At 73.5% G+C, this 17,257-nt stretch carries 19 protein-coding genes; 12 read left to right on the forward strand and 7 right to left on the reverse strand.

What is annotated here, in order from left to right; genetic code table 11:
- Positions 1-17: 17 nt before the first annotated feature.
- Positions 18-1,121 carry a DNA polymerase IV gene (locus tag AC2YHB_RS16330; RefSeq protein ID WP_308645505.1) on the reverse strand — a complete coding sequence of 368 codons (1,104 nt, stop codon included), beginning with the start codon at positions 1,119-1,121 and terminating at the stop codon, positions 18-20.
- Between the two features lie 11 nt (positions 1,122-1,132).
- On the reverse strand, positions 1,133-2,074 hold the full coding sequence (locus tag AC2YHB_RS16335; protein ID WP_207007014.1) for an AraC family transcriptional regulator: 942 nt from the start codon (positions 2,072-2,074) through the stop codon (positions 1,133-1,135).
- Positions 2,075-2,217: 143 nt separating this feature from the next.
- On the opposite strand from AC2YHB_RS16335, the gene AC2YHB_RS16340 reads away from it, so the two are divergent.
- Genes AC2YHB_RS16340 through AC2YHB_RS16350 form a run of 3 tightly spaced genes read left to right on the forward strand, consistent with a single transcriptional unit; the run spans position 2,218 to position 4,766 of the window.
- Positions 2,218-3,453, forward strand: coding sequence for a cytochrome P450 (locus AC2YHB_RS16340; protein ID WP_179648225.1), 1,236 nt, complete (start codon positions 2,218-2,220; stop codon positions 3,451-3,453).
- A gap of 1 nt (position 3,454) precedes the next feature.
- A complete protein-coding gene (locus AC2YHB_RS16345; RefSeq protein ID WP_308645506.1) occupies positions 3,455-4,468 on the forward strand; it encodes a 2Fe-2S iron-sulfur cluster-binding protein in 1,014 nt (337 codons plus the stop codon).
- A 1-nt stretch (position 4,469) separates the two neighbouring features.
- Positions 4,470-4,766: an EthD family reductase gene (locus AC2YHB_RS16350; protein ID WP_179648226.1), complete on the forward strand. Its 297-nt coding sequence runs from the start codon at positions 4,470-4,472 to the stop codon at positions 4,764-4,766.
- Here AC2YHB_RS16350 and AC2YHB_RS16355 read toward each other — a convergent pair.
- Positions 4,706-5,977: an MFS transporter gene (locus AC2YHB_RS16355; protein WP_036548966.1), complete on the reverse strand. Its 1,272-nt coding sequence runs from the start codon at positions 5,975-5,977 to the stop codon at positions 4,706-4,708. The genes AC2YHB_RS16350 and AC2YHB_RS16355 overlap by 61 nt on opposite strands.
- Before the next feature lie 149 nt (positions 5,978-6,126).
- On the opposite strand from AC2YHB_RS16355, the gene AC2YHB_RS16360 reads away from it, so the two are divergent.
- A complete protein-coding gene (locus tag AC2YHB_RS16360) occupies positions 6,127-6,624 on the forward strand; it encodes a thioesterase family protein (RefSeq protein ID WP_036548968.1) in 498 nt (165 codons plus the stop codon).
- A gap of 105 nt (positions 6,625-6,729) precedes the next feature.
- Here AC2YHB_RS16360 and AC2YHB_RS16365 read toward each other — a convergent pair whose 3' ends face one another.
- On the reverse strand, positions 6,730-7,083 hold the full coding sequence (locus AC2YHB_RS16365) for a DUF2568 domain-containing protein (protein ID WP_179648227.1): 354 nt from the start codon (positions 7,081-7,083) through the stop codon (positions 6,730-6,732).
- Positions 7,084-7,165: 82 nt separating this feature from the next.
- Between AC2YHB_RS16365 and AC2YHB_RS16370 the strand changes: the two genes are divergently transcribed.
- Positions 7,166-7,909: a helical backbone metal receptor gene (locus AC2YHB_RS16370; protein ID WP_179648228.1), complete on the forward strand. Its 744-nt coding sequence runs from the start codon at positions 7,166-7,168 to the stop codon at positions 7,907-7,909.
- 9 nt (positions 7,910-7,918) lie between these two features.
- On the opposite strand, the gene AC2YHB_RS16375 is transcribed toward AC2YHB_RS16370, so the two are convergent.
- Positions 7,919-8,713, reverse strand: coding sequence for a hypothetical protein (locus AC2YHB_RS16375; RefSeq protein WP_179648229.1), 795 nt, complete (start codon positions 8,711-8,713; stop codon positions 7,919-7,921).
- Complete coding sequence (locus AC2YHB_RS16380; protein ID WP_179648230.1) at positions 8,710-9,282, reverse strand: RNA polymerase sigma factor; 573 nt, start codon at positions 9,280-9,282, stop codon at positions 8,710-8,712. The genes AC2YHB_RS16375 and AC2YHB_RS16380 overlap by 4 nt, the downstream gene beginning before the upstream one ends.
- A gap of 168 nt (positions 9,283-9,450) precedes the next feature.
- Between AC2YHB_RS16380 and AC2YHB_RS16385 the strand changes: the two genes are divergently transcribed.
- The 5 genes from AC2YHB_RS16385 (at position 9,451) to AC2YHB_RS16405 (ending at position 12,859) form a co-directional block, all read left to right on the forward strand.
- A complete protein-coding gene (locus AC2YHB_RS16385; RefSeq protein ID WP_036548979.1) occupies positions 9,451-9,681 on the forward strand; it encodes a hypothetical protein in 231 nt (76 codons plus the stop codon).
- Between the two features lie 129 nt (positions 9,682-9,810).
- Positions 9,811-11,037: an AGE family epimerase/isomerase gene (locus AC2YHB_RS16390; RefSeq protein WP_179648231.1), complete on the forward strand. Its 1,227-nt coding sequence runs from the start codon at positions 9,811-9,813 to the stop codon at positions 11,035-11,037.
- Positions 11,034-11,957: a carbohydrate kinase family protein gene (locus AC2YHB_RS16395; RefSeq protein ID WP_179648232.1), complete on the forward strand. Its 924-nt coding sequence runs from the start codon at positions 11,034-11,036 to the stop codon at positions 11,955-11,957. The genes AC2YHB_RS16390 and AC2YHB_RS16395 overlap by 4 nt, the downstream gene beginning before the upstream one ends.
- A 63-nt stretch (positions 11,958-12,020) precedes the next feature.
- Positions 12,021-12,317 (forward strand): type II toxin-antitoxin system VapB family antitoxin, encoded by a 297-nt coding sequence (locus AC2YHB_RS16400; RefSeq protein WP_036548984.1) that lies wholly within the window; start codon positions 12,021-12,023, stop codon positions 12,315-12,317.
- Positions 12,317-12,859, forward strand: coding sequence for a LytR C-terminal domain-containing protein (locus tag AC2YHB_RS16405; protein ID WP_179648233.1), 543 nt, complete (start codon positions 12,317-12,319; stop codon positions 12,857-12,859). The genes AC2YHB_RS16400 and AC2YHB_RS16405 overlap by 1 nt, the downstream gene beginning before the upstream one ends.
- Positions 12,860-12,862: 3 nt before the next feature.
- Here the strand turns inward: AC2YHB_RS16405 and AC2YHB_RS16410 are convergent, their stop codons facing one another.
- The gene (locus AC2YHB_RS16410; RefSeq protein ID WP_179648234.1) at positions 12,863-14,374 is read right to left on the reverse strand and encodes a potassium/proton antiporter; all 1,512 of its coding nucleotides are present in this window, start codon (positions 14,372-14,374) and stop codon (positions 12,863-12,865) included.
- Between the two features lie 72 nt (positions 14,375-14,446).
- Between AC2YHB_RS16410 and AC2YHB_RS16415 the strand changes: the two genes are divergently transcribed.
- Together AC2YHB_RS16415 and AC2YHB_RS16420 are read left to right on the forward strand one after the other, a co-directional pair.
- On the forward strand, positions 14,447-15,949 hold the full coding sequence (locus tag AC2YHB_RS16415; protein ID WP_308645507.1) for an FAD-binding protein: 1,503 nt from the start codon (positions 14,447-14,449) through the stop codon (positions 15,947-15,949).
- A 136-nt stretch (positions 15,950-16,085) separates the two neighbouring features.
- On the forward strand, positions 16,086-17,255 hold the full coding sequence (locus AC2YHB_RS16420; RefSeq protein WP_308645508.1) for a pyridoxal phosphate-dependent aminotransferase: 1,170 nt from the start codon (positions 16,086-16,088) through the stop codon (positions 17,253-17,255).
- Positions 17,256-17,257 lie beyond the last annotated feature (2 nt).

Genomic DNA, 17,257 nt, shown 5'->3' on the forward strand with positions numbered 1-17,257 from the left:
ATCCACCCCGCGACGGGTCAGCGGCGCTCGTCGTACCCGCCCTCGGGCGGCACCATCTCCAGCCGTACGCCGAGCAGGCGCACCGGGCGGTCGCGCTCGACCCGGTCGAGGAGCGCCACGGCGGCGTCGGCGAGCACGTCCGGGTCGGTCGTCGGCGCGGGGAGCTTGTGGCTGCGGCTGACGGTGAAGAACGGCCGGTAGCGCAGCTTGAGACCGACCCGGAAGGCCGGCCGGCCCTCGCGCTCGATGTCGGCCAGCACCCGCAGCGTGATCCGCCGGACCGCGGCCTCGACCTCGGCCCAGTCCTCGAGGTCGGCCTGGAAGGTCTCCTCGCGACCGTGCGCCCGCGGCACCCACGGGGTCGCGTCGACCGGGCTGGTGTCCACGCCGCGCCCGAGGCGGTGGAACCACGGACCCATGGTCGGGCCGAGCTCGGCGGCGAGCTCCGCGGCGTCGGAGCGGGCGAGCTGGTCGACGGTCTCGATCCCGAGCGCCGCGAGCCGGGCCGCCGTCTTCGAGCCCACGCCCCACAGCGCCCGGGTGGGCCGGTGGCCCATCTGCTCGAACCAGGTGTCGTCGGTGATCACGTGGACGCCCGGGTCCGGCTTGCCGAAGTCCGTGGCGATCTTGGCCTGCAGCTTGTTGTTGCCGATTCCGACGGAGCAGTGCAGGCGGGTGGCGGCCAGCACCTCGGCGCGGATCTCCTGCGCGAAGGCCACGACGTCGGCCTCGCCCGCCTCCCGCTCCCCTTCGGCCGCCACGAAAGCCTCGTCCCAGCCGAGCACCTGCACGACGACGGCCTGCCCGCCCCAGCGCAGCGAGCGGAGGGTCGCCATGACGTCGGCCGACGCGGCGTCGTACGCGGGGGCGTCGACGGGCAGGAACACGGCATCGGGGCACTTGCGGGCGGCCACCCGCAGCGGCATGCCGGACCCGACGCCGAAGGCCCGGGCCTCGTACGACGCCGTCGCCACCACGCCGCGCTCGGTCGGGTCGCCCCGGCCGCCGACCACCACGGGCAGGCCGGCGAGCTCCGGTCGCCGCAGCACCTCGACGGCAGCGATGAACTGGTCCAGGTCGACGTGCAGCACCCAGCGTCCCGAGCGCGCGCGGTCGTCCACCGCGGAGCCGCTCACCGACGGGCTGCGGACGGCGGCAGCCCGTACCTGCGGCGGTAGGCGGCCGCGAAGCGGCTCGCGCTGGAGAAGCCCCACCGGGCCGCCACGTCGCTGACCGTCGTCCGCGGCCCGGAGGTGAGGTCCGCGTGCGCCCGGGCGAGGCGCACGTCGAGGAGGTACTGGGTCGGCGTACGGCCCGTCCACTGCTGGAAGGCCTCCTGGAGCCGCCGCACGCTGGTGCCCGCGACGGCGGCCATGTCGCCCGCGGTCCACGGCCGGGCCGGGTCGTCGTGCAGCTGCTCCACCACCCGCCGCACGTGCCACGGCCGGGCCGGCACGGACCGCGCGTCGGCCGGGCGGCACAGGTCGACGAGGCCGGCGGCCACCGCGCCGGCGAGCTGCTGCCGGACCACGTCGCTGTCGGCGAAGAGGTCCGGGTCGTGCAGGTTGGTCGCGAGGCTGGCGACGAGGTGGCGCCAGGCCCGGCCGCGGCCCGACTCGAGCTGCACCTGGTCGGGCAGCAGGTCACGCACGCCCACCCGGTCGCTGCCGAGCAGCCGCTCCGCCTCGACGTCGAGCCAGGCGGCGTCGAACTTCACCCCGAGCACGGTGCAGGTCGCATCCCAGTGGCTGATCAGCGACGCCGTGTCGGACCGGAAGACCGTGCCCTGACCGGCGACCGAGGCGACGGTGCCGTGCCGTCCGCGACTCTCGATGTGCCCGGTGATCGGCATGTTGACCTCGTAGGCGCCCGGGTAGTCGCAGTCGATGGCGACGTCGGCGCCCCACCCCACGTGGCCGATCAGCACCGGGCCGAGGTCGAGGGTGCGCAGCGTCAGCCGCGGCTCGTGGACCCCGCCGACGAGCCGGAGCTCGTGGGGGAAGTAGGCCTCCGCCACGACTCGCGAGGCATTGCCCCAGTCGCGCGGCGCCCGCCCCCGGATCCGCTCGGACACGCCTCGCAATCTACCTGAGACGCAGGTCACAAATCGCCCGCGCGATCCGTGCCGCCGCCGCGCGAACGGTGTCGTCGCGGGGTCCGGACCGACCTACCTTCGCTGGCACTTCCCATCGCCACAGCACCACCGGAGGAGCTCCCATGACCGCCGTACAGCAGCCCACGACCCCGCCGGACCTCTCCTGGCTGGAGTCGGTCTCGATGTCCCAGCTCGAGCGCAACCCGTATCCCACCTACGAGCGCCTGCGCCGCGAGGCACCGTTGGCGTTCGTGCCGGTGCTCGGCTCGTACGTCGCCTCGACCGCCGAGGTCTGCCGCGAGGTCGCCACCAGCCCCGACTTCGAGGCCGTGATCACGCCCGCCGGGGGACGGACCTTCGGCCACCCCGCGATCATCGGCGTCAACGGCGACATCCACGCCGACCTGCGCGGCATGGTCGAGCCGCAGCTCCAGCCCGTCGAGGTGGACCGGTGGGTGGACGACCTGGTCCGTCCGATCGCCCGGCGCTACCTGGAGGCCTTCGAGGACTCGGGCCGCGCCGAGCTGGTCGGCGACTACTGCGAGCCCGTGAGCGTCCGGTCGCTCGGCGACCTCCTCGGCCTGCAGTCGGTGTCCTCGGACCAGCTGCGCGACTGGTTCCACAAGCTCAACCGCTCGTTCACCAACGCCGGCGTCGACGAGGACGGCGAGTTCCTCAACCCCGAGGGGTTCCGGGAGGGCGACGAGGCGAAGGCGGAGATCCGAGCCACCGTCGACCCGCTCATCGACCAGTGGATCGCCGAGCCGGCCGACACCGCCATCTCGCACTGGCTGCACGACGGGATGCCTCCCGGCCAGACCCGCGAGCGGGAGTACATCTACCCGACCATCTACGTCTACCTCCTCGGCGCGATGCAGGAGCCGGGCCACGGCCTCGCCTCGACCCTCGTCGGGCTGTTCAGCCGTCCCGAGCAGATGGAGGAGGTCGTCGACGACCCGGCCCTCATCCCCCGCGCGATCTCGGAGGGCATGCGCTGGACCTCGCCGATCTGGTCCGCCACGGCGCGCATCTCGACCCGCGACGTCACGGTCGCCGGCGTCGACCTCCCGGCCGGGACGCCGGTGATCCTGTCGTACGGCGCCGCGAACCACGACACCGGCCGGTACGACGCCCCCACGGAGTTCGACCTGCACCGACCGCCCCTGCCCCACCTCGCCTTCGGTGCCGGCAACCACGCCTGCGCCGGCATCTACTACGCCAACCAGGTCATGCGGATCGCGATGGAGGAGCTGTTCGAAGCGATCCCCAACCTGGAGCGCGACACCTCCGAGAACGTGGAGTTCTGGGGCTGGGGCTTCCGCGGCCCGACCACGCTGCACTGCACGTGGGAGGTGTGAGGTGACGGTCACCATCGGCGAGCGCCGGGTCGAGGCCGCCGCGGGCCAGACCGTGCTCGAGACGTTGCTGCGGGCCGGGGTGTGGATGCCGAACTCCTGCAACCAGGGGACCTGCGGCACTTGCAAGCTGCAGGTCGTCGCCGGCGTGGTCGACCACGGCGACTCCCCGCTCGACACGCTCACCCCGGACGAGCGCGCGGCCGGCCTCGCGCTGGCCTGCCAGGCCCGGCCGTGCGGTGACACGGAGGTCGCGCTGCGCGGCGACGTCGCGGGCCGGACCACCCATCCCCTGCGCGACCTCGTCGCCACCGTGGTCGCCGTCGAGGACGTCGCCCGCGACACCCGGCGGATCCTGCTCGGGCTCGACGAGCCGCTGGCGTTCAGCGCCGGCCAGTACGTCGAGCTGGTCGTCCCCGGGAGCGGCGAGCGGCGCGCGTACTCCCTCGCCAACACCGCCGACGAGGACAAGGTCCTCGAGCTCCACGTGCGCCGAGTCCGAGGTGGGGTGGCCAGCGACCGCTGGCTGTTCGGCAGCGTCGCCGTCGGCGAGCGGGTCCGGGCGACCGGCCCGCTGGGCGACTTCCACGTGCCCGCGGCGGAGGAGGACGACGGCGAGCCGATGGTCCTGATCGGGGGCGGCACCGGCCTCGCCCCGCTGGTGGGCATCGTCCGCACCGCCCTCGAGCGCCACCCCGGTCGTGAGGTCCTCCTCTTCCACGGTGTCCGCGGGCGGGCCGACCTCTACGACGTGGGCCGGCTCGAGGAGCTCGCGGGCGCCCACCGGGGGTTCCGCTTCGTCCCCGTCCTCTCCGAGGAGCAGGGGACGCCCCATCGCACCGGCTTCCCGACCGACGCCTTCCTCGACGACGTCCCCAGCGCCCGCGGCTGGTCCGGCTGGCTCTGCGGACCGCCGCCGATGGTCGAGGCGGGCGTGCGGGCGTTCAAGCGGCGCCGGATGGCGCCGCGGCTGATCCACCGCGAGAAGTTCACCCCCGCCGACGACCAGGAGTCCTGACATGCCCACCCTGACCGTCCTCTACGGCACCCCGACCGACCCGGACGCCTTCCGCCGCCACTACGAGGCCGTGCACGTCCCGCTGGCGACGGCGCTGCCGGGGGCGACCGCGGTGCGGTACGCGCTCGACGTCGTCACCCTCGCCGGCGATGCGCCGGTGTTCGCGAGCTTCCGTGCGGAGTTCCCGACGCGGGCGTCGCTCGACGCCGCGCTCGCGTCGCCGGAGGGCCAGGCCGCTCAGGCGGACGTGCCGGCGTTCGCCAGCGGCGGCGTGACCATCCTCGTCGAGGGCGACTGAGCGGGCGCCGGCGAGAGCACCCAGTTGGCGACGCCGGCGAGCAGCACGAGCGTCGCCGCCACCACGGGTACGACGAGCGCGGCGCCCGTCCCGAACCGGTCGGCCAGGGTGCCGGTGAGCACCGATGCGCTCGCCTGGCCGACGATGACCGCCGAGCCGAGCATCGTCATCACGGTGGCCGAGCGGCCGACGGGGCTGCGCAGGGCGCCGAGGCTGTACTGCGTGACCATCGTCGGGCCGACGCCGACGCCGACCACCAGCAGGAGCAGCGACATCTGGGCGACCGAGCCGACGAACGGCAGCACCGCGGTGCCGGCGACGAGCACGCCGGCGAACACCAGCCAGCGGGCGCGGAGCGTGAAGGATGCGGGGAAGAGCGCCACGCCGAGGGCGAAGGCCGCGGAGCCGATGCCCATGACGCCGTACACGAGCCCGGCGCCCTCGGCGTTGCCGTGGTCGCCCATGAACGCGGTGAGCGAGGTGAGCATCGAGCCGAAGAAGAGGCCGACGCCGAGGATGCCCGCGATGACCACGACGAGTGCCGGACGGGCCAGCTCGGCGGCCGGTGCGGTCTCGACGGCCGTGCCCCGGGCCGAGCGCACCGCGGTCGCGCTGGGGTGCACGGCGAACGCCGACACGAAGACGAGGGTGACGACCGCGGCCGCGGCGACCGGCGCCCACGGGTCGAGGGCGGTGCCGAGCACGCCGACGAGGAACGGCCCGACGATGAAGACCATCTCGTCGGCTGCCGACTCGTAGGCCATCGTCGCGTCGAAGGTGCGCTCACGGCGGGCCGGCGAGATCCGCGCGGCGATGATCTCGACGAGTCGGCTGCGCGACATCGGCGCGATCTGCGGCGCCGTGGCACCGACCAGGAAGGCGACGGCGAGCACCGCGGCGCCGGGCAGCGGGCTGTAGACCACCCACGCCATGAGGCCGAGCGCGGTCGTCGACGCGAGCCCCGCGACGAGGAGGACCGGTCGCTGGCCGAACCGGTCGGCGGCCGCGCCGAGCAGCGGGCCGAAGCAGGCGGCGCCGAGGCCGACCATGGCCGAGCTCAGGCCCCCGAAGGCGAGCGAGTCACGGCCGGAGACGACGAGCGTGAGCACGCCGACGACCATCATCGCGTAGGGCAGGCGGGCGACGAGCGCGATCGGGAAGTACGACGGCCCGGTCGCGCGGATCAGTGTTGCGGGGTGGTGCTGGCTCATGTCCTCGAGGTCCTGCGGTCGGGTGCCGCCTTGGACCGCCGGAGCGAGCCGGCGCGAGGTAGATACACGAGTGGATCCGTTGCGTCCATGGTACGCCGCCAGGTGACGCCGGCGGCAATCCCCGGACCGGTTTGAGTAGGGTCCGGGGCATGAGCACGCAGCCGACGTACGACCAGCTCGCCCCCCTGCCCGCGTTCGCGGAGCAGCCGGTCCCGATGGGGTTCGAGGACATGAACGGCTTCCTCAACGTCCGGCACTACCTCGGCATCGGCAGCGAGGGCCTCGACGAGTCGCTGCACTCCGTCGGCATCCCGTTCAACTGGCCCCTCGTGAGCGGCTTCGCCTGCCTGTCGGCCGAGCACCACCTGACCTACCTGCACGAGCTGAAGAGCGGCGACCAGATGTCGGTCCGGGTCCGCCTCGTCGGCCGCTCCGACCGCGCCGCGCACGCGGTGGTCTACATCCTCGACGACACCAACCAGCGGGTGGCCTGCGTCTTCGAGGAGATCCTGCTCTGCGTGCGGCTCGAGGACCGCAAGACCGCCCCGTGGCCGGCCGAGGTCGCCGAGGGCCTCGACAAGCGGGTCGCCGAGCACGCCGCCATCGGGTGGGAGCCCGCGCTGTCGGGGAGCCTGGCGCTGCGCTGAGCCGGGTGCGGGAATCCCCCGCTGAGCGGGGATTCCTGCGCTTGATGACGGTTGCAACGGCCGACAACCGTCAGCTTCCCCGCTCCGGCGGGGATTCCTGCAGCGCTACAGCTGCTGCTCCTCCACCAGCACCCGGATGCCGGGCAGCAACGCCAGCGCGTTGACCACCACGGAGAAGACGAGCAGCGCCACCGCCCAGTCCTCGTGGCCGGCGTCCCACAGCGCGAGGGACGCCAGCCCGAAGACGACGACCTTCACGATCGGGCGCACCCAGGTGCCGCCGAACCGCGCCTTCGGCGAGGCGAAGAGGAACCACGCCGCCATCGCCACGAGCGGCAGCAGCCACACCAGCAGCCAGCGGGGGTCGTGGTCCCAGCCCCACACGCCGAACGCCGCCACCGCCAGCAGCTCGTCGACGAACACCAGCGCCAGCACCGACCACCCGAAGATCGCACCCACACCGGGATCATCCCGTATCCATCGATGAGCCCATAGGGGCCGCGCAGCAGCGGGTCATCGATGGATACGGCATCGTGGGGTCGTGACCGTCGACGACCTCGGGCATGACGTCCCGCTCCCCGGCCCGCCCGCGCGGGTCGTCTCCCTGGTCCCCTCCATCACCGAGGCGCTGGCCACGGACGTCCCGGAACGGCTGGTCGGCGCGACCGACTGGTGCACCCACCCTGCCGGCCTCGACGTCACCCGCGTCCGCGGCACCAAGAACCCCGACCTGGCGGCAATCCGCGCCCTCTCCCCCGACCTCGTGGTCGCCAACAAGGAGGAGAACCGCGAGCTCGACGTGCGCCGCCTGCGCGACGCGGGCGTCCCCGTGTGGGTGACCGACATCGAGACGGTGCCGCAGGCGCTCACCTCCCTGACCCGCCTGTACGACGAGGGGCTGGCCCTCGACGCCCCCGACTGGCTGCGGGCGGCGCGGGCCCGCTGGTCGGCCCCCGTCCCGCAGGTGCGGGGGCGGGTCGTCGTACCGGTGTGGCGCGACCCGTGGCTGGTGGTCGGTCCGCGCACGTACACCGGCGACCTGCTGCGCCGGCTCGGCTGGGAGAACGCCTTCGACGCGGGCGAGGACCGCTACCCCAAGGCGGACCTGGCGGACCTCGACCGCGACGACATCGACCTCGTCCTGCTGCCGGACGAGCCCTACGTCTTCACCGCCGACGACGGGCCGGAGGCGTTCACGAGGGTGCCGACGAGGCTGGTGTCGGGGCGGCTGCTGACCTGGTACGGCCCGGCCATGGTGGAGGCGTACGACGCCCTGTCCGGGTGAGGGCCGCGGTCACTGCGTGATGTCGCGGCTCGTCCCGTCGGCCAGGTGGACGGTGAACGACCACGAGTCGTCCGGGTTCGCCGAGCTCGGCGGCACGCCGGGCCACCACGCCGCGAACCGGTTGCCAACGACCGAGGCCTCGATGTCGAGCCCCGACGAGGTGTGCACGGTGACCGCGGTGACGTCCTTGCCGACGAAGCCCGCGGTCCAGGTGAACCAGCCCTCGTCGGTGCTGCCGCTCATGGCGCCGGTCTCCTCGATGTCGCCGGCGGCGACGACCGGGGCCGCCGGCGGGTCCGCGTCGTAGCTGCCGAAGTAGTCGTCGTCGACGCTGCGCACCCCTCGCTCGACCATCTCCTCGGGCATCAGGCAGGTCGCCTCGCCAGCGGGACCGCTGAGCAGCACGTAGGTCCACTCGCCCCGCCGCTCCGCCACCACGACCCGCTCGCGTGCGTCGGGGAAGGCGTGGGAGGTGCGGCAGACGTCGCCCGCCCGGGCGGCGGCCGTCCCGGTCAGGGTCTCGGGCTCCGGCGTCCACGACCCGTAGGCACCACCTCCCCCGACCAGCAAGGCCGGTACGGCGACGCCGGTCGCGCTGGCCAGGCCGAGCCCCACGAGCAGCCGCCGCCGACGCCGGGGGCGGACCGGCTCGACCGGGACCCCGCCCTCGGCTGGAGTCGCCACGATCCGCGCGAACATCGCGTCGGCGCGCTCGCGCTGGGCGTCGGTGAGCTCGGCCGGGGGTGCGGGGTCGAGCTGGCGCACCGCAGCGGTCATCAGGGTCTCGGCAGTGGGCGTGTTCATCGGGGGCTCCTCTCGGAAGCAGGACGGCCGGGCAGGCGGTCGCCGGCAGGGGTGGCATCGAGGTGGCGGCGCAGCGTGCGCCGCGCGCGGGACAGCCGCAGGCGGAAGGCGGTCGGCGTGATGCCGAGCACCGCCGCGGCCTCGGATGCGGTGAGCCCGTCGAGGACGGAGAGCGCGATCGCCTCCTGGTCGGAGGCGCTCAGCCGCGGCCAGGCGGCGGCGACGTCGACCCGGCAGGCCACGAGGTCCGGGTGCTCGCCGGCGTCCGCGGGACCGCGGGGTGCGTCGGCGAGACGGACAGCCACCGCCCCGTGCCGGTCCTCGCGGCGGCGGGCGTTCTGCAGGGTCTTCCGGGCGACCCCGAAGAGCCAGGCGCGCGCGTCCGAGAGGTCGGTGGGTACGTCGTCCAGGCGGCGCCAGGCGACGAGCATGACCTCGCCCACGACGTCCTCGGCGTGGCTCGGGTGCACCCGCCTGCCGACGAAGCGGAGCAGGTCGGCGTACGCCGCGTCGTAGACCGCGCGGAAGCGCTGTTCGCGCTCCTGCGGCGACGAAGTGGTGGTGTCCATGCCCTGTACCTGTCGAGAACGGCGCACGTGTGTCATCCGATCTTCGCCGCCCGGCGAGCACCGTGCGAGGACTCACCAACAACGCTGTCGTGCGTGTCACAGGCTGTGACACCAATTCGTAACCGTTGGGCCGGGTTACCGAAACCTCACCAACGCACAGTGGTTGTCATGAAGAAGACGACCTCTCCTGAGACCCAGACCGGCCGTCACCTCGAGTCCGTCGGCACCAACACCGCCGAGACCGTCGAGGACGCCGCCGCCCGTGCCGTTGCCCGCCGCGCCAAGCTGCGCGACCGCCACGCCCAGAACCTCACCCGCCTGATGGACCAGCGCAGCGACCTGCGCGGGGTGAACTCGCTGGCCGACTTCGTCGACGACTCCATCCGCTGGACCGCCTGACTCCCTCCGCTCACCCTCCGCGCTCCCTCCGCACGGCGCCCCCCAGCCCCTCGCGGCTGCCCGACGACCGGACACGCTCCGGTTGGCGAGCAGCCGCGAGGCCCATGTGCGGGTGACTACCCTCGGCCCATGACGTGGTCCGAGGAACCGGCGCACACCACGCTGCTCGCCGAGGAGCACGACCGCCTCCTCGACTTCGGCGCCTCGGCGCTGGTCCACCCCGCCGGTGGCGCAGCCTGGCTGGACGACCGCGGCGGCGCCGACCTCGGCCGCGGCGTGCTGACGTGGATCACCTGCCGGATGGTCCACGTCCACAGCCTCGCCGCCCTGACCGGCCGGACCGGCTCCGCCGAGCTCGCGCGGCAACTCCTCGACGGGCTGGCCGGACCGCTCCGCGACACCGGCCACGGCGGCTGGTTCCACCGCCTCGACGCCGACGGCCGGCCCGACCTCGCGGCCGGCAAGTCCTGCTACGACCACGCCTTCGTCCTGCTCGCCACCTCCAGCGCGGCGGTCGCGGGGATCGACGGCGCCGAGGCGCTGCTCGCCACCGCCGGCGACGTCTTCCTCGAGCGGTTCTGGGACGACGACGCGGGCCGCTGCCGTGACCACTTCTCCGCGGACTGGACCGGCCTGGACCCCTACCGGGGCCTCAACGGCAGCATGCACGCCGTCGAGGCGATGCTCGCCGTCGCCGACGCCACCGGTGACGACGCCTGGCGGCGGCGCGCCGCCCGGGTCGCCGGCCTCGTGGTCGACCTCGCGGCGTCGTACGACGGACGGCTGCCCGAGCACTTCGACAGCGACTGGACGCCCCTGCTCGACCACAACGAGGATCGGCCGGCCGACCCCTTCAAGCCGTACGGCGCCACCGTCGGCCACGGCCTCGAGTGGTCCCGGCTGCTGCTGACCCTCGAGGCCGCGCTCCCGGGGAGCGACGACCGGCTGCTGCCGACCGCCCGGCTGCTGTTCGACCGTGCGGTCGGGGACGGCTGGGACGTCGACGGTGCGCCCGGCTTCGTCTACACCACGGACTGGTCGGGCCGCCCGGTCGTGCGCGACCGCATGCACTGGGTCGTCGCGGAGGCGCTCGCCGCCGCGGCCGCGCTGTCCCGTCATACCGGCGAGGAGCAGTACGACCACTGGTTCGCGCGGTGGTGGCAGTACGCCGAGGACCACCTCGTCGACCGCGACGCCGGCTCGTGGCACCACCAGCTCGACCAGCGGAACCACCCGGCGGCCGGGGTGTGGCCGGGCAAGCCCGACCTCTACCACGCGGTCCAGGCGACGCTGCTCCCCCGGCTGCCGCTGGCCCCGACCATCACCCGAGCGATCGCGGACGGAGCACTCGCATGAGCCGGCAGCCGGAGGTCCTCGTCGCGGGCGAGGCCCTGATCGACATCGTCCAGCAACCGGGCGCGGAGCCCGTCGAGCTGCCCGGGGGCAGCTGCGCCAATGTCGCGCTCGCCCTCGGCCGGCTCGGGTGGGAGCCACGGCTGGCGACCGCGCTCGGCGACGACGAGCGCGGCGACCGGCTCCGCGACTGGCTCGCCGTCAGCGACGTGACGGTCGACGCCGTCGTCCCTCCCAGCGGGCGGACCAGCACGGCCGCGGCCGTGCTCGACGCCACCGGCGCCGCCCGCTACGAGTTCGACCTCTCGTGGGAGCTGCCGCAGATCGACGACCAGCCGTACGACGCCGTCCACGTCGGCTCGATCGCCTCCGTCCTCCCCCCGGGCGCCGACGCCGTCCGCGACCTCGTCCGCCGCACGCGTCGCCACGCGCTCGTCTCCTTCGACCCCAACGCCCGTCCGGCGATCACCACCGACGCGGGCGCCGCCCGAGCGCGGGTCGAGGAGCTGGTCTCCCTGGCCGACGTCGTGAAGGTCAGCGACGAGGACCTCGGGTGGTACTTCCCGGGGGTCGACCCGGCCGACGCCGCGGCCGTATGGGGCGGGCTCGGGCCGGCGGTGGTCGTCGTGACGCGGGGCGGCTCGGGAGCCACCGTCGTCCGCGCCGGCGGGCAGCGGTTCGACGTACCGGGCGTGGCGGCGGTGGTCGCGGACACCATCGCGGCCGGCGACACCTTCACCGCGGGGCTCCTCGACGCCCTGCTCTCGGCCGGAATCCACGGCGCCGACGCCTACGCACGGATCACGGCGCTCGACGACGACCAGCTGGTCCGGGTCGTCCACCACGCCCACGCCGCCGCGGCGATCACGGTGTCGCGTCCGGGCGCCGACCCGCCGACACGGGACGAGCTGGGCACGCCCTGATCCTCCGTCCGGCGCCGTGCGCGCGGCCGGGAGGTGCCCGCCGCCCCCGTAGAATCCGGATCCGTGATCTTCAAGCGCGTGGGGGTCGGGCGTCCCTACCCCGACCACGGCCTCACCTCGAAGGGGTGGGCAGCCGTGCCCCCGCGCCAGGTCCGCCTCGACGAGCTGGTGACGACCAAGGACACGCTGCAGCTGTCGTCGCTGCTCGACGAGGACTCCACCTTCTACGGTGACCTCTTCGCCCACGTGGTGTTGTGGAGGGAGGAGTTCTACCTGGAGGACGGGCTGCACCGCGCGCTGCGGGCGGCCCTGCAGCAGCGCAACGTCCTCCACGCGCGCGTGATCCGGATGGAGGGGTGATGGACGGGCTCGACCTCAAGGAGGGCAACCGGTCGGCGATCACGCTCGCCGTGCTGGCCGTGGTGTTCCTCGCCGGGCTGGCCTGGGCGTGGAACCGCGTCACCGAGCCGTTCCCGGAGAAGGTCGAGGCGGCGCCCTGCACCGACACCCTGATCGCGGCCGGCGAGGACGTCGCCCCGCCGCAGGTCATGGTCACCGTCCTCAACGCCGGCGGCGGCAACGGCCTCGCCGGGCAGACGATGGGCAAGCTGGTCGCCTTCGGGTTCAGCGAGGGCGACACCGGCAACGCCCCGGCCAACACCGGCCCGGTCTCCGCGCAGGTGTGGGCGAGCGACCCCGGCGACCCGGCGGCGATCCTGCTGGCGTCGTACCTCGGCGACGACGTGGAGATCGTCGACCAGCCCTCCGGCTACCCCGGTGTGACGATCGTCGTCGGCAAGCGCTTCGACAAGGTCCGCAAGGGCCGGCCGACGGTCACCGCCCAGAAGGACAGCTACGTCTGCACGCCGCCGCTGAGCAGCAACCCCGACGACCTGTCCTGAGCGTCATTCGCGGCGTCGCTCGTCGTCGCCCAGCCACTGCGCGAGCCGGCCGCCCGCGCTGACCTGGCGCAGCCGCTGCTCGGTCGCCTCCCGCAGCTTGCGCGGCGTGACGACGAGCAGGTCGTCGCCGTGGCGGAGGACGGTACGACGCTCCGGCACCATCGCCTGCCCGTCGCGCACGATCATCGACACATTGGCCCCGACGGGCAGCCGCAGCTCGCCGACCTCGACGCCGTGCAGCTTCGACGCGGGGCTGATCGTCACCTGGAGCAGGTCGGCGGCGACCTTCTCCAGGGGCGCGGCCTCGAGGTCGAAGCCGCGTGGCTCGGAGCGCCGGGTCACGCGCAGCACCCGCGCCACCCACGGCAGCGTCGGCGCGGTGATCAGGGTGTCGAGCACCACCAGCACGAAGACGATGTCGAAGAGCCGGGTGGCGCCGTCGACGCCCTCGGCCAGCGGGATCGTGGTGAGCACGATGGGGACCGCGCCGCGCAGGCCGGCCCACGACAGGAAGCCGAGCTCGTTCCACGGCATCGGCCGCACCACCGCGCTGACCACGACCGACAGCGGACGCGCGATCGCGGTGAGGATCGTGCCGGCCAGGACGGCGGTGCCGATCACCGCCCAGTCGATGCGGCCCGGCGACAGCAGCAGGCCGAGCATCACGAACAGGCCGATCTGCGCCAGCCAGGCGAGGCCCTCGACGAACGACCGGGTGGTCGCCCGGTGCGGGAGGTCGGCGTTGCCGAGGACCAGCGCGGCGACGTACACGGCGGCGAACCCGCTCGCATGGACGGCCGCCGCGGCGCCGTACCCGATGAGGGTGAGGCAGAGGACGGCGATCGGGTAGAGGCCGGACGACGGCAGCGCGACCCGGCGCATGACCCACGCGCCGCCGAAGCCGGCGGCGAGGCCGAACGCGACGCCCGCGACGAGCTCGTAGACGACGATGCCGGTGGTGCCGAGCAGGCCGTGGTCGCCGACGGCGCCCGACGCGACGAGGGTGACCAGGACGACGGTCGGCGCGTCGTTGAGGCCGGACTCGGCCTCCAGGGCGCCGGTGACCCGCTTCGGCAGCGGGACGACGCGCAGCACGGAGAAGACGGCGGCGGCGTCGGTGGGCGAGCAGACCGCGCCGAGGAGGATCGCCAGCTCCCACGACAGCCCGAGGACGAAGTGGGCGCCGAGGGCCATCACGCCGACCGAGACGAGCACGCCGATCGTCGCGAGGGAGAGGCCCATCCGCATGGCCGGGCGCGCGTCCCGCCAGTTCGTGGTGATGCCGCCCTCGGCGAGGATGACGGCGAGCGCTCCGAAGCCGAGCGCGTGCGCGAGCTGCGCGTCCTCGAAGGTGATGCCGACGCCGGACTCACCGAGCGCGACGCCCATCAGGAGGTAGACGAGAAGACTCGGGAGGCCCACCCCGGAGGACATCCGGACCGCCAGGACGGCGAGGAACGTGACTGCGGCGCCGATCAGCAGGAAGGTGTCGAGCTGGTGGACGTCGAACGTCATGCGATTGTCACTCGGCTTTCGTCGGGTGGCGGGGGCCTAGTCTATCGGTAGAACGTGTTCTAAATTGATCCTGTGACGAGTGCCGACAGCAACCTCCCCGCCGGTCTGGCGATTCCCGCCGTGCTGCCCGCGAGCGACCTCCCGCCCGACGCCGAGAGCTTCGACGTGGTCGTCGTCGGCTTCGGGATCGCCGGCGGCTGCGCCGCCCTCGAGGCCGCCCGCGCCGGCGCCCGGGTGCTGCTCCTCGAGAAGGCCGCCGTGCACGGCGGCACCTCGTCGATGTCGGGCGGGCACTTCTACCTCGGCGCCGGTACGGCGGTGCAAGAGGCCACCGGCCACGAGGACTCGGTCGAGGCGATGGTCGGCTACCTGATGGCGTCGACGAAGGACCCCGACGAGGTCAAGATCCGCGCCTACTGCGAGGGATCGGTCGCCCACTTCGACTGGCTCGAGTCCCTGGGCTTCCAGTTCGAGCGCTCGTACTTCCCCGGCAAGGCCGTCATCCAGCCCGGCACCGAGGGTCTGATGTTCACCGGCAACGAGAAGGTCTGGCCCTACCGCGACCAGGTCGCGCCCGCGCCGCGCGGGCACAAGGTCCCCGTCCCCGGGGACACCGAGGGCACCAGGATCGTGATGGACCTGCTCCGCTCGCGCGTCGAGGAGGCCGGCGTCGAGGTCCGCTACGAGACCGGCGCGACCAACCTCGTCGTCGACGGCGACCCCGCGACCGGTGCGGTCGTCGGCCTCGCCTGGAAGTCCTTCGAGCGGACCGGCCTGGTCCGCGCCGGCTCCGTGGTGATCGCCGCCGGCGGCTTCGTCATGAACGCCGACATGGTCGCCCGCTACACGCCCGCGCTCGGGGTCAACCTGTTCACCCTCGGCTCCACGTACGACGACGGGCTGGGCATCCGCCTCGGCGAGTCCGTCGGGGCAGCCCTGGAGAACATGGAGGAGCCGTTCATCACGGCCCCCTTCTACCCGCCGTCCTCGCGCTGCAAGGGGATCATCGTCAACAAGGACGGCCAGCGCTTCGTCGCCGAGGACAGCTACCACGCGCGGACGTCGTACCACGTGCTGCAGCAGCCGGACGCCGTCGCCTATCTCATCGTCGACAGCGAGCACCTCGGCGAGGACCACATGCCGCTGGTGCCGCTCAAGGACGGCTTCGAGACCCTCGAGGAGATGGAGGACGGCCTCGACATGGCCCCGGGCACGCTGGTCAAGACCGTCGAGCGCTACAACGAGCACGCCGCCGCCGGCGAGGACCCCGACTTCCACAAGCACCCCGACTGGATCGCCCCGCAGACGGCCGGCCCGTGGGCGGTCCTCGACCTCTCGCTCGGCAAGGCGCTCTACGCCGGCTTCACCATCGGCGGCATGGCCACGACGGTCGACGGCGAGGTCCGTCGTACCGATGGCACGGTCGTTCCCGGCCTGTACGCCGCCGGCGCCTGCGCGTCCAATATCGCCCAGGACGGCAACGGGTACTGCTCCGGCACGCAGCTCGGGGAGGGGTCGTTCTTCGGGCGGCGGGCGGGTCGCCACGCCGCGGGAGTTTCACCGGCCGGCCGGTGATTCTCCCGCCCTTGGACGAGAGAACTCACGGTTGGACGATGAAACTTCGTCGTCCAACCGTGAGTTTCACCGGCCGGCCGGTGATTCTCCCGTCCTTGGACGAGAAAACTCACCACCGCCGCCTACCCTCGACCCCGTGACCGACCGCCTCACCGCCGCCACCCGGGCGAACGTCCCGCCCTTCCACGTCATGGACCTCCTGGCCGCGGCGGCCGAGCGGCAGCGCACGCACGGCGACCTGCTCAACCTCGTGGCGGGCCAGCCCAGCACCGGCGCACCCGCGCCCGTCACCGCCGAGGCGGTCCGCCTGCTCAACACCGGCGACCCGCTCGGCTACACCACCGCCACCGGCATCCTCGAGCTGCGCGAGGCGATCGCCGGCCACCACCGCAGCCGCTACGGCATCGAGGTGGCGGCCGAGGACGTCGTGGTCACCACCGGCTCCAGCGGCGGCTTCCTGCTCGCCTTCCTCGCGGCCTTCGACACCGGCGCCCGCGTCGCGATCGCACGCCCCGGCTACCCCTGCTACCGCAACGTGCTCGCCGCCCTCGGCTGCGAGGTGGTCGAGATCGCGACCGGCCCGGAGACCCGCTTCCAGCCCACGGTGGAGCAGCTCGACGAGGCCCATGCGCGGCAGCCGCTCGACGGCCTCGTGGTCGCGAGCCCCGCCAACCCGACGGGCACCATGCTGCAGCCGGAGGAGCTCGCCGCGATCGCCCGCTGGTGCGAGGACCACCAGGTCCAGCTGGTCTCCGACGAGATCTACCACGGCATCCAGTACGCCGGAGCCAGCGCCGGCTGCGCCTGGGAGACCTCCCGCGAGGCGGTCGTCTTCGGCTCGTTCTCGAAGTACTTCTCGATGACCGGCTGGCGCCTGGGCTGGATGCTCGCTCCGGAGCGGCTGCGTCGCCCCGTCGACGTGCTGACCGGCAACTTCAGCATCTGCCCGCCCGTCCTCGCCCAGCATGCGGCGCTCGCGGCGTTCGACCCGACGTCGTACGCCGAGCTCGACGGCCACGTGCAGCGCTACGCCCACAACCGCGCCGTCCTGCTGGAGGGACTCCCCCGGCTCGGCATCACCGAGCTGGCCCCGGCCGACGGCGCGTTCTACGCGTACGCCGACGTGCGGCACCTGACGCAGGACTCGATGGCCTACGCCCGCGACCTGCTGGCCCGCACCGGTGTCGCCGTGGCGACGGGCATCGACTTCGACACCGTCGACGGCGGCCACTTCCTGCGCTTCAGCTTCGCCGGCGCGACCGACGACATCGTCGCCGCGCTCGACCGGCTCGACGGCGCGCTCTGACG

It is taken from the genome of Nocardioides sp. SRI_004 (assembly GCF_057586415.1).

What these genes read in the sequence shown, in the direction of transcription:
- AC2YHB_RS16340 (WP_179648225.1), top strand. Translation starts at nt 2,218, where the DNA reads ATGACCGCCGTACAGCAGCCCACGACCCCGCCGGACCTCTCCTGGCTG.
- AC2YHB_RS16350 (WP_179648226.1), top strand. Translation starts at nt 4,470, where the DNA reads ATGCCCACCCTGACCGTCCTCTACGGCACCCCGACCGACCCGGACGCC.
- AC2YHB_RS16355 (WP_036548966.1), bottom strand. Translation starts at nt 5,977, where the DNA reads ATGAGCCAGCACCACCCCGCAACACTGATCCGCGCGACCGGGCCGTCG.
- AC2YHB_RS16360 (WP_036548968.1), top strand. Translation starts at nt 6,127, where the DNA reads ATGAGCACGCAGCCGACGTACGACCAGCTCGCCCCCCTGCCCGCGTTC.
- AC2YHB_RS16375 (WP_179648229.1), bottom strand. Translation starts at nt 8,713, where the DNA reads ATGAACACGCCCACTGCCGAGACCCTGATGACCGCTGCGGTGCGCCAG.
- AC2YHB_RS16380 (WP_179648230.1), bottom strand. Translation starts at nt 9,282, where the DNA reads ATGGACACCACCACTTCGTCGCCGCAGGAGCGCGAACAGCGCTTCCGC.
- AC2YHB_RS16385 (WP_036548979.1), top strand. Translation starts at nt 9,451, where the DNA reads ATGAAGAAGACGACCTCTCCTGAGACCCAGACCGGCCGTCACCTCGAG.
- AC2YHB_RS16390 (WP_179648231.1), top strand. Translation starts at nt 9,811, where the DNA reads ATGACGTGGTCCGAGGAACCGGCGCACACCACGCTGCTCGCCGAGGAG.
- AC2YHB_RS16395 (WP_179648232.1), top strand. Translation starts at nt 11,034, where the DNA reads ATGAGCCGGCAGCCGGAGGTCCTCGTCGCGGGCGAGGCCCTGATCGAC.
- AC2YHB_RS16405 (WP_179648233.1), top strand. Translation starts at nt 12,317, where the DNA reads ATGGACGGGCTCGACCTCAAGGAGGGCAACCGGTCGGCGATCACGCTC.
- AC2YHB_RS16410 (WP_179648234.1), bottom strand. Translation starts at nt 14,374, where the DNA reads ATGACGTTCGACGTCCACCAGCTCGACACCTTCCTGCTGATCGGCGCC.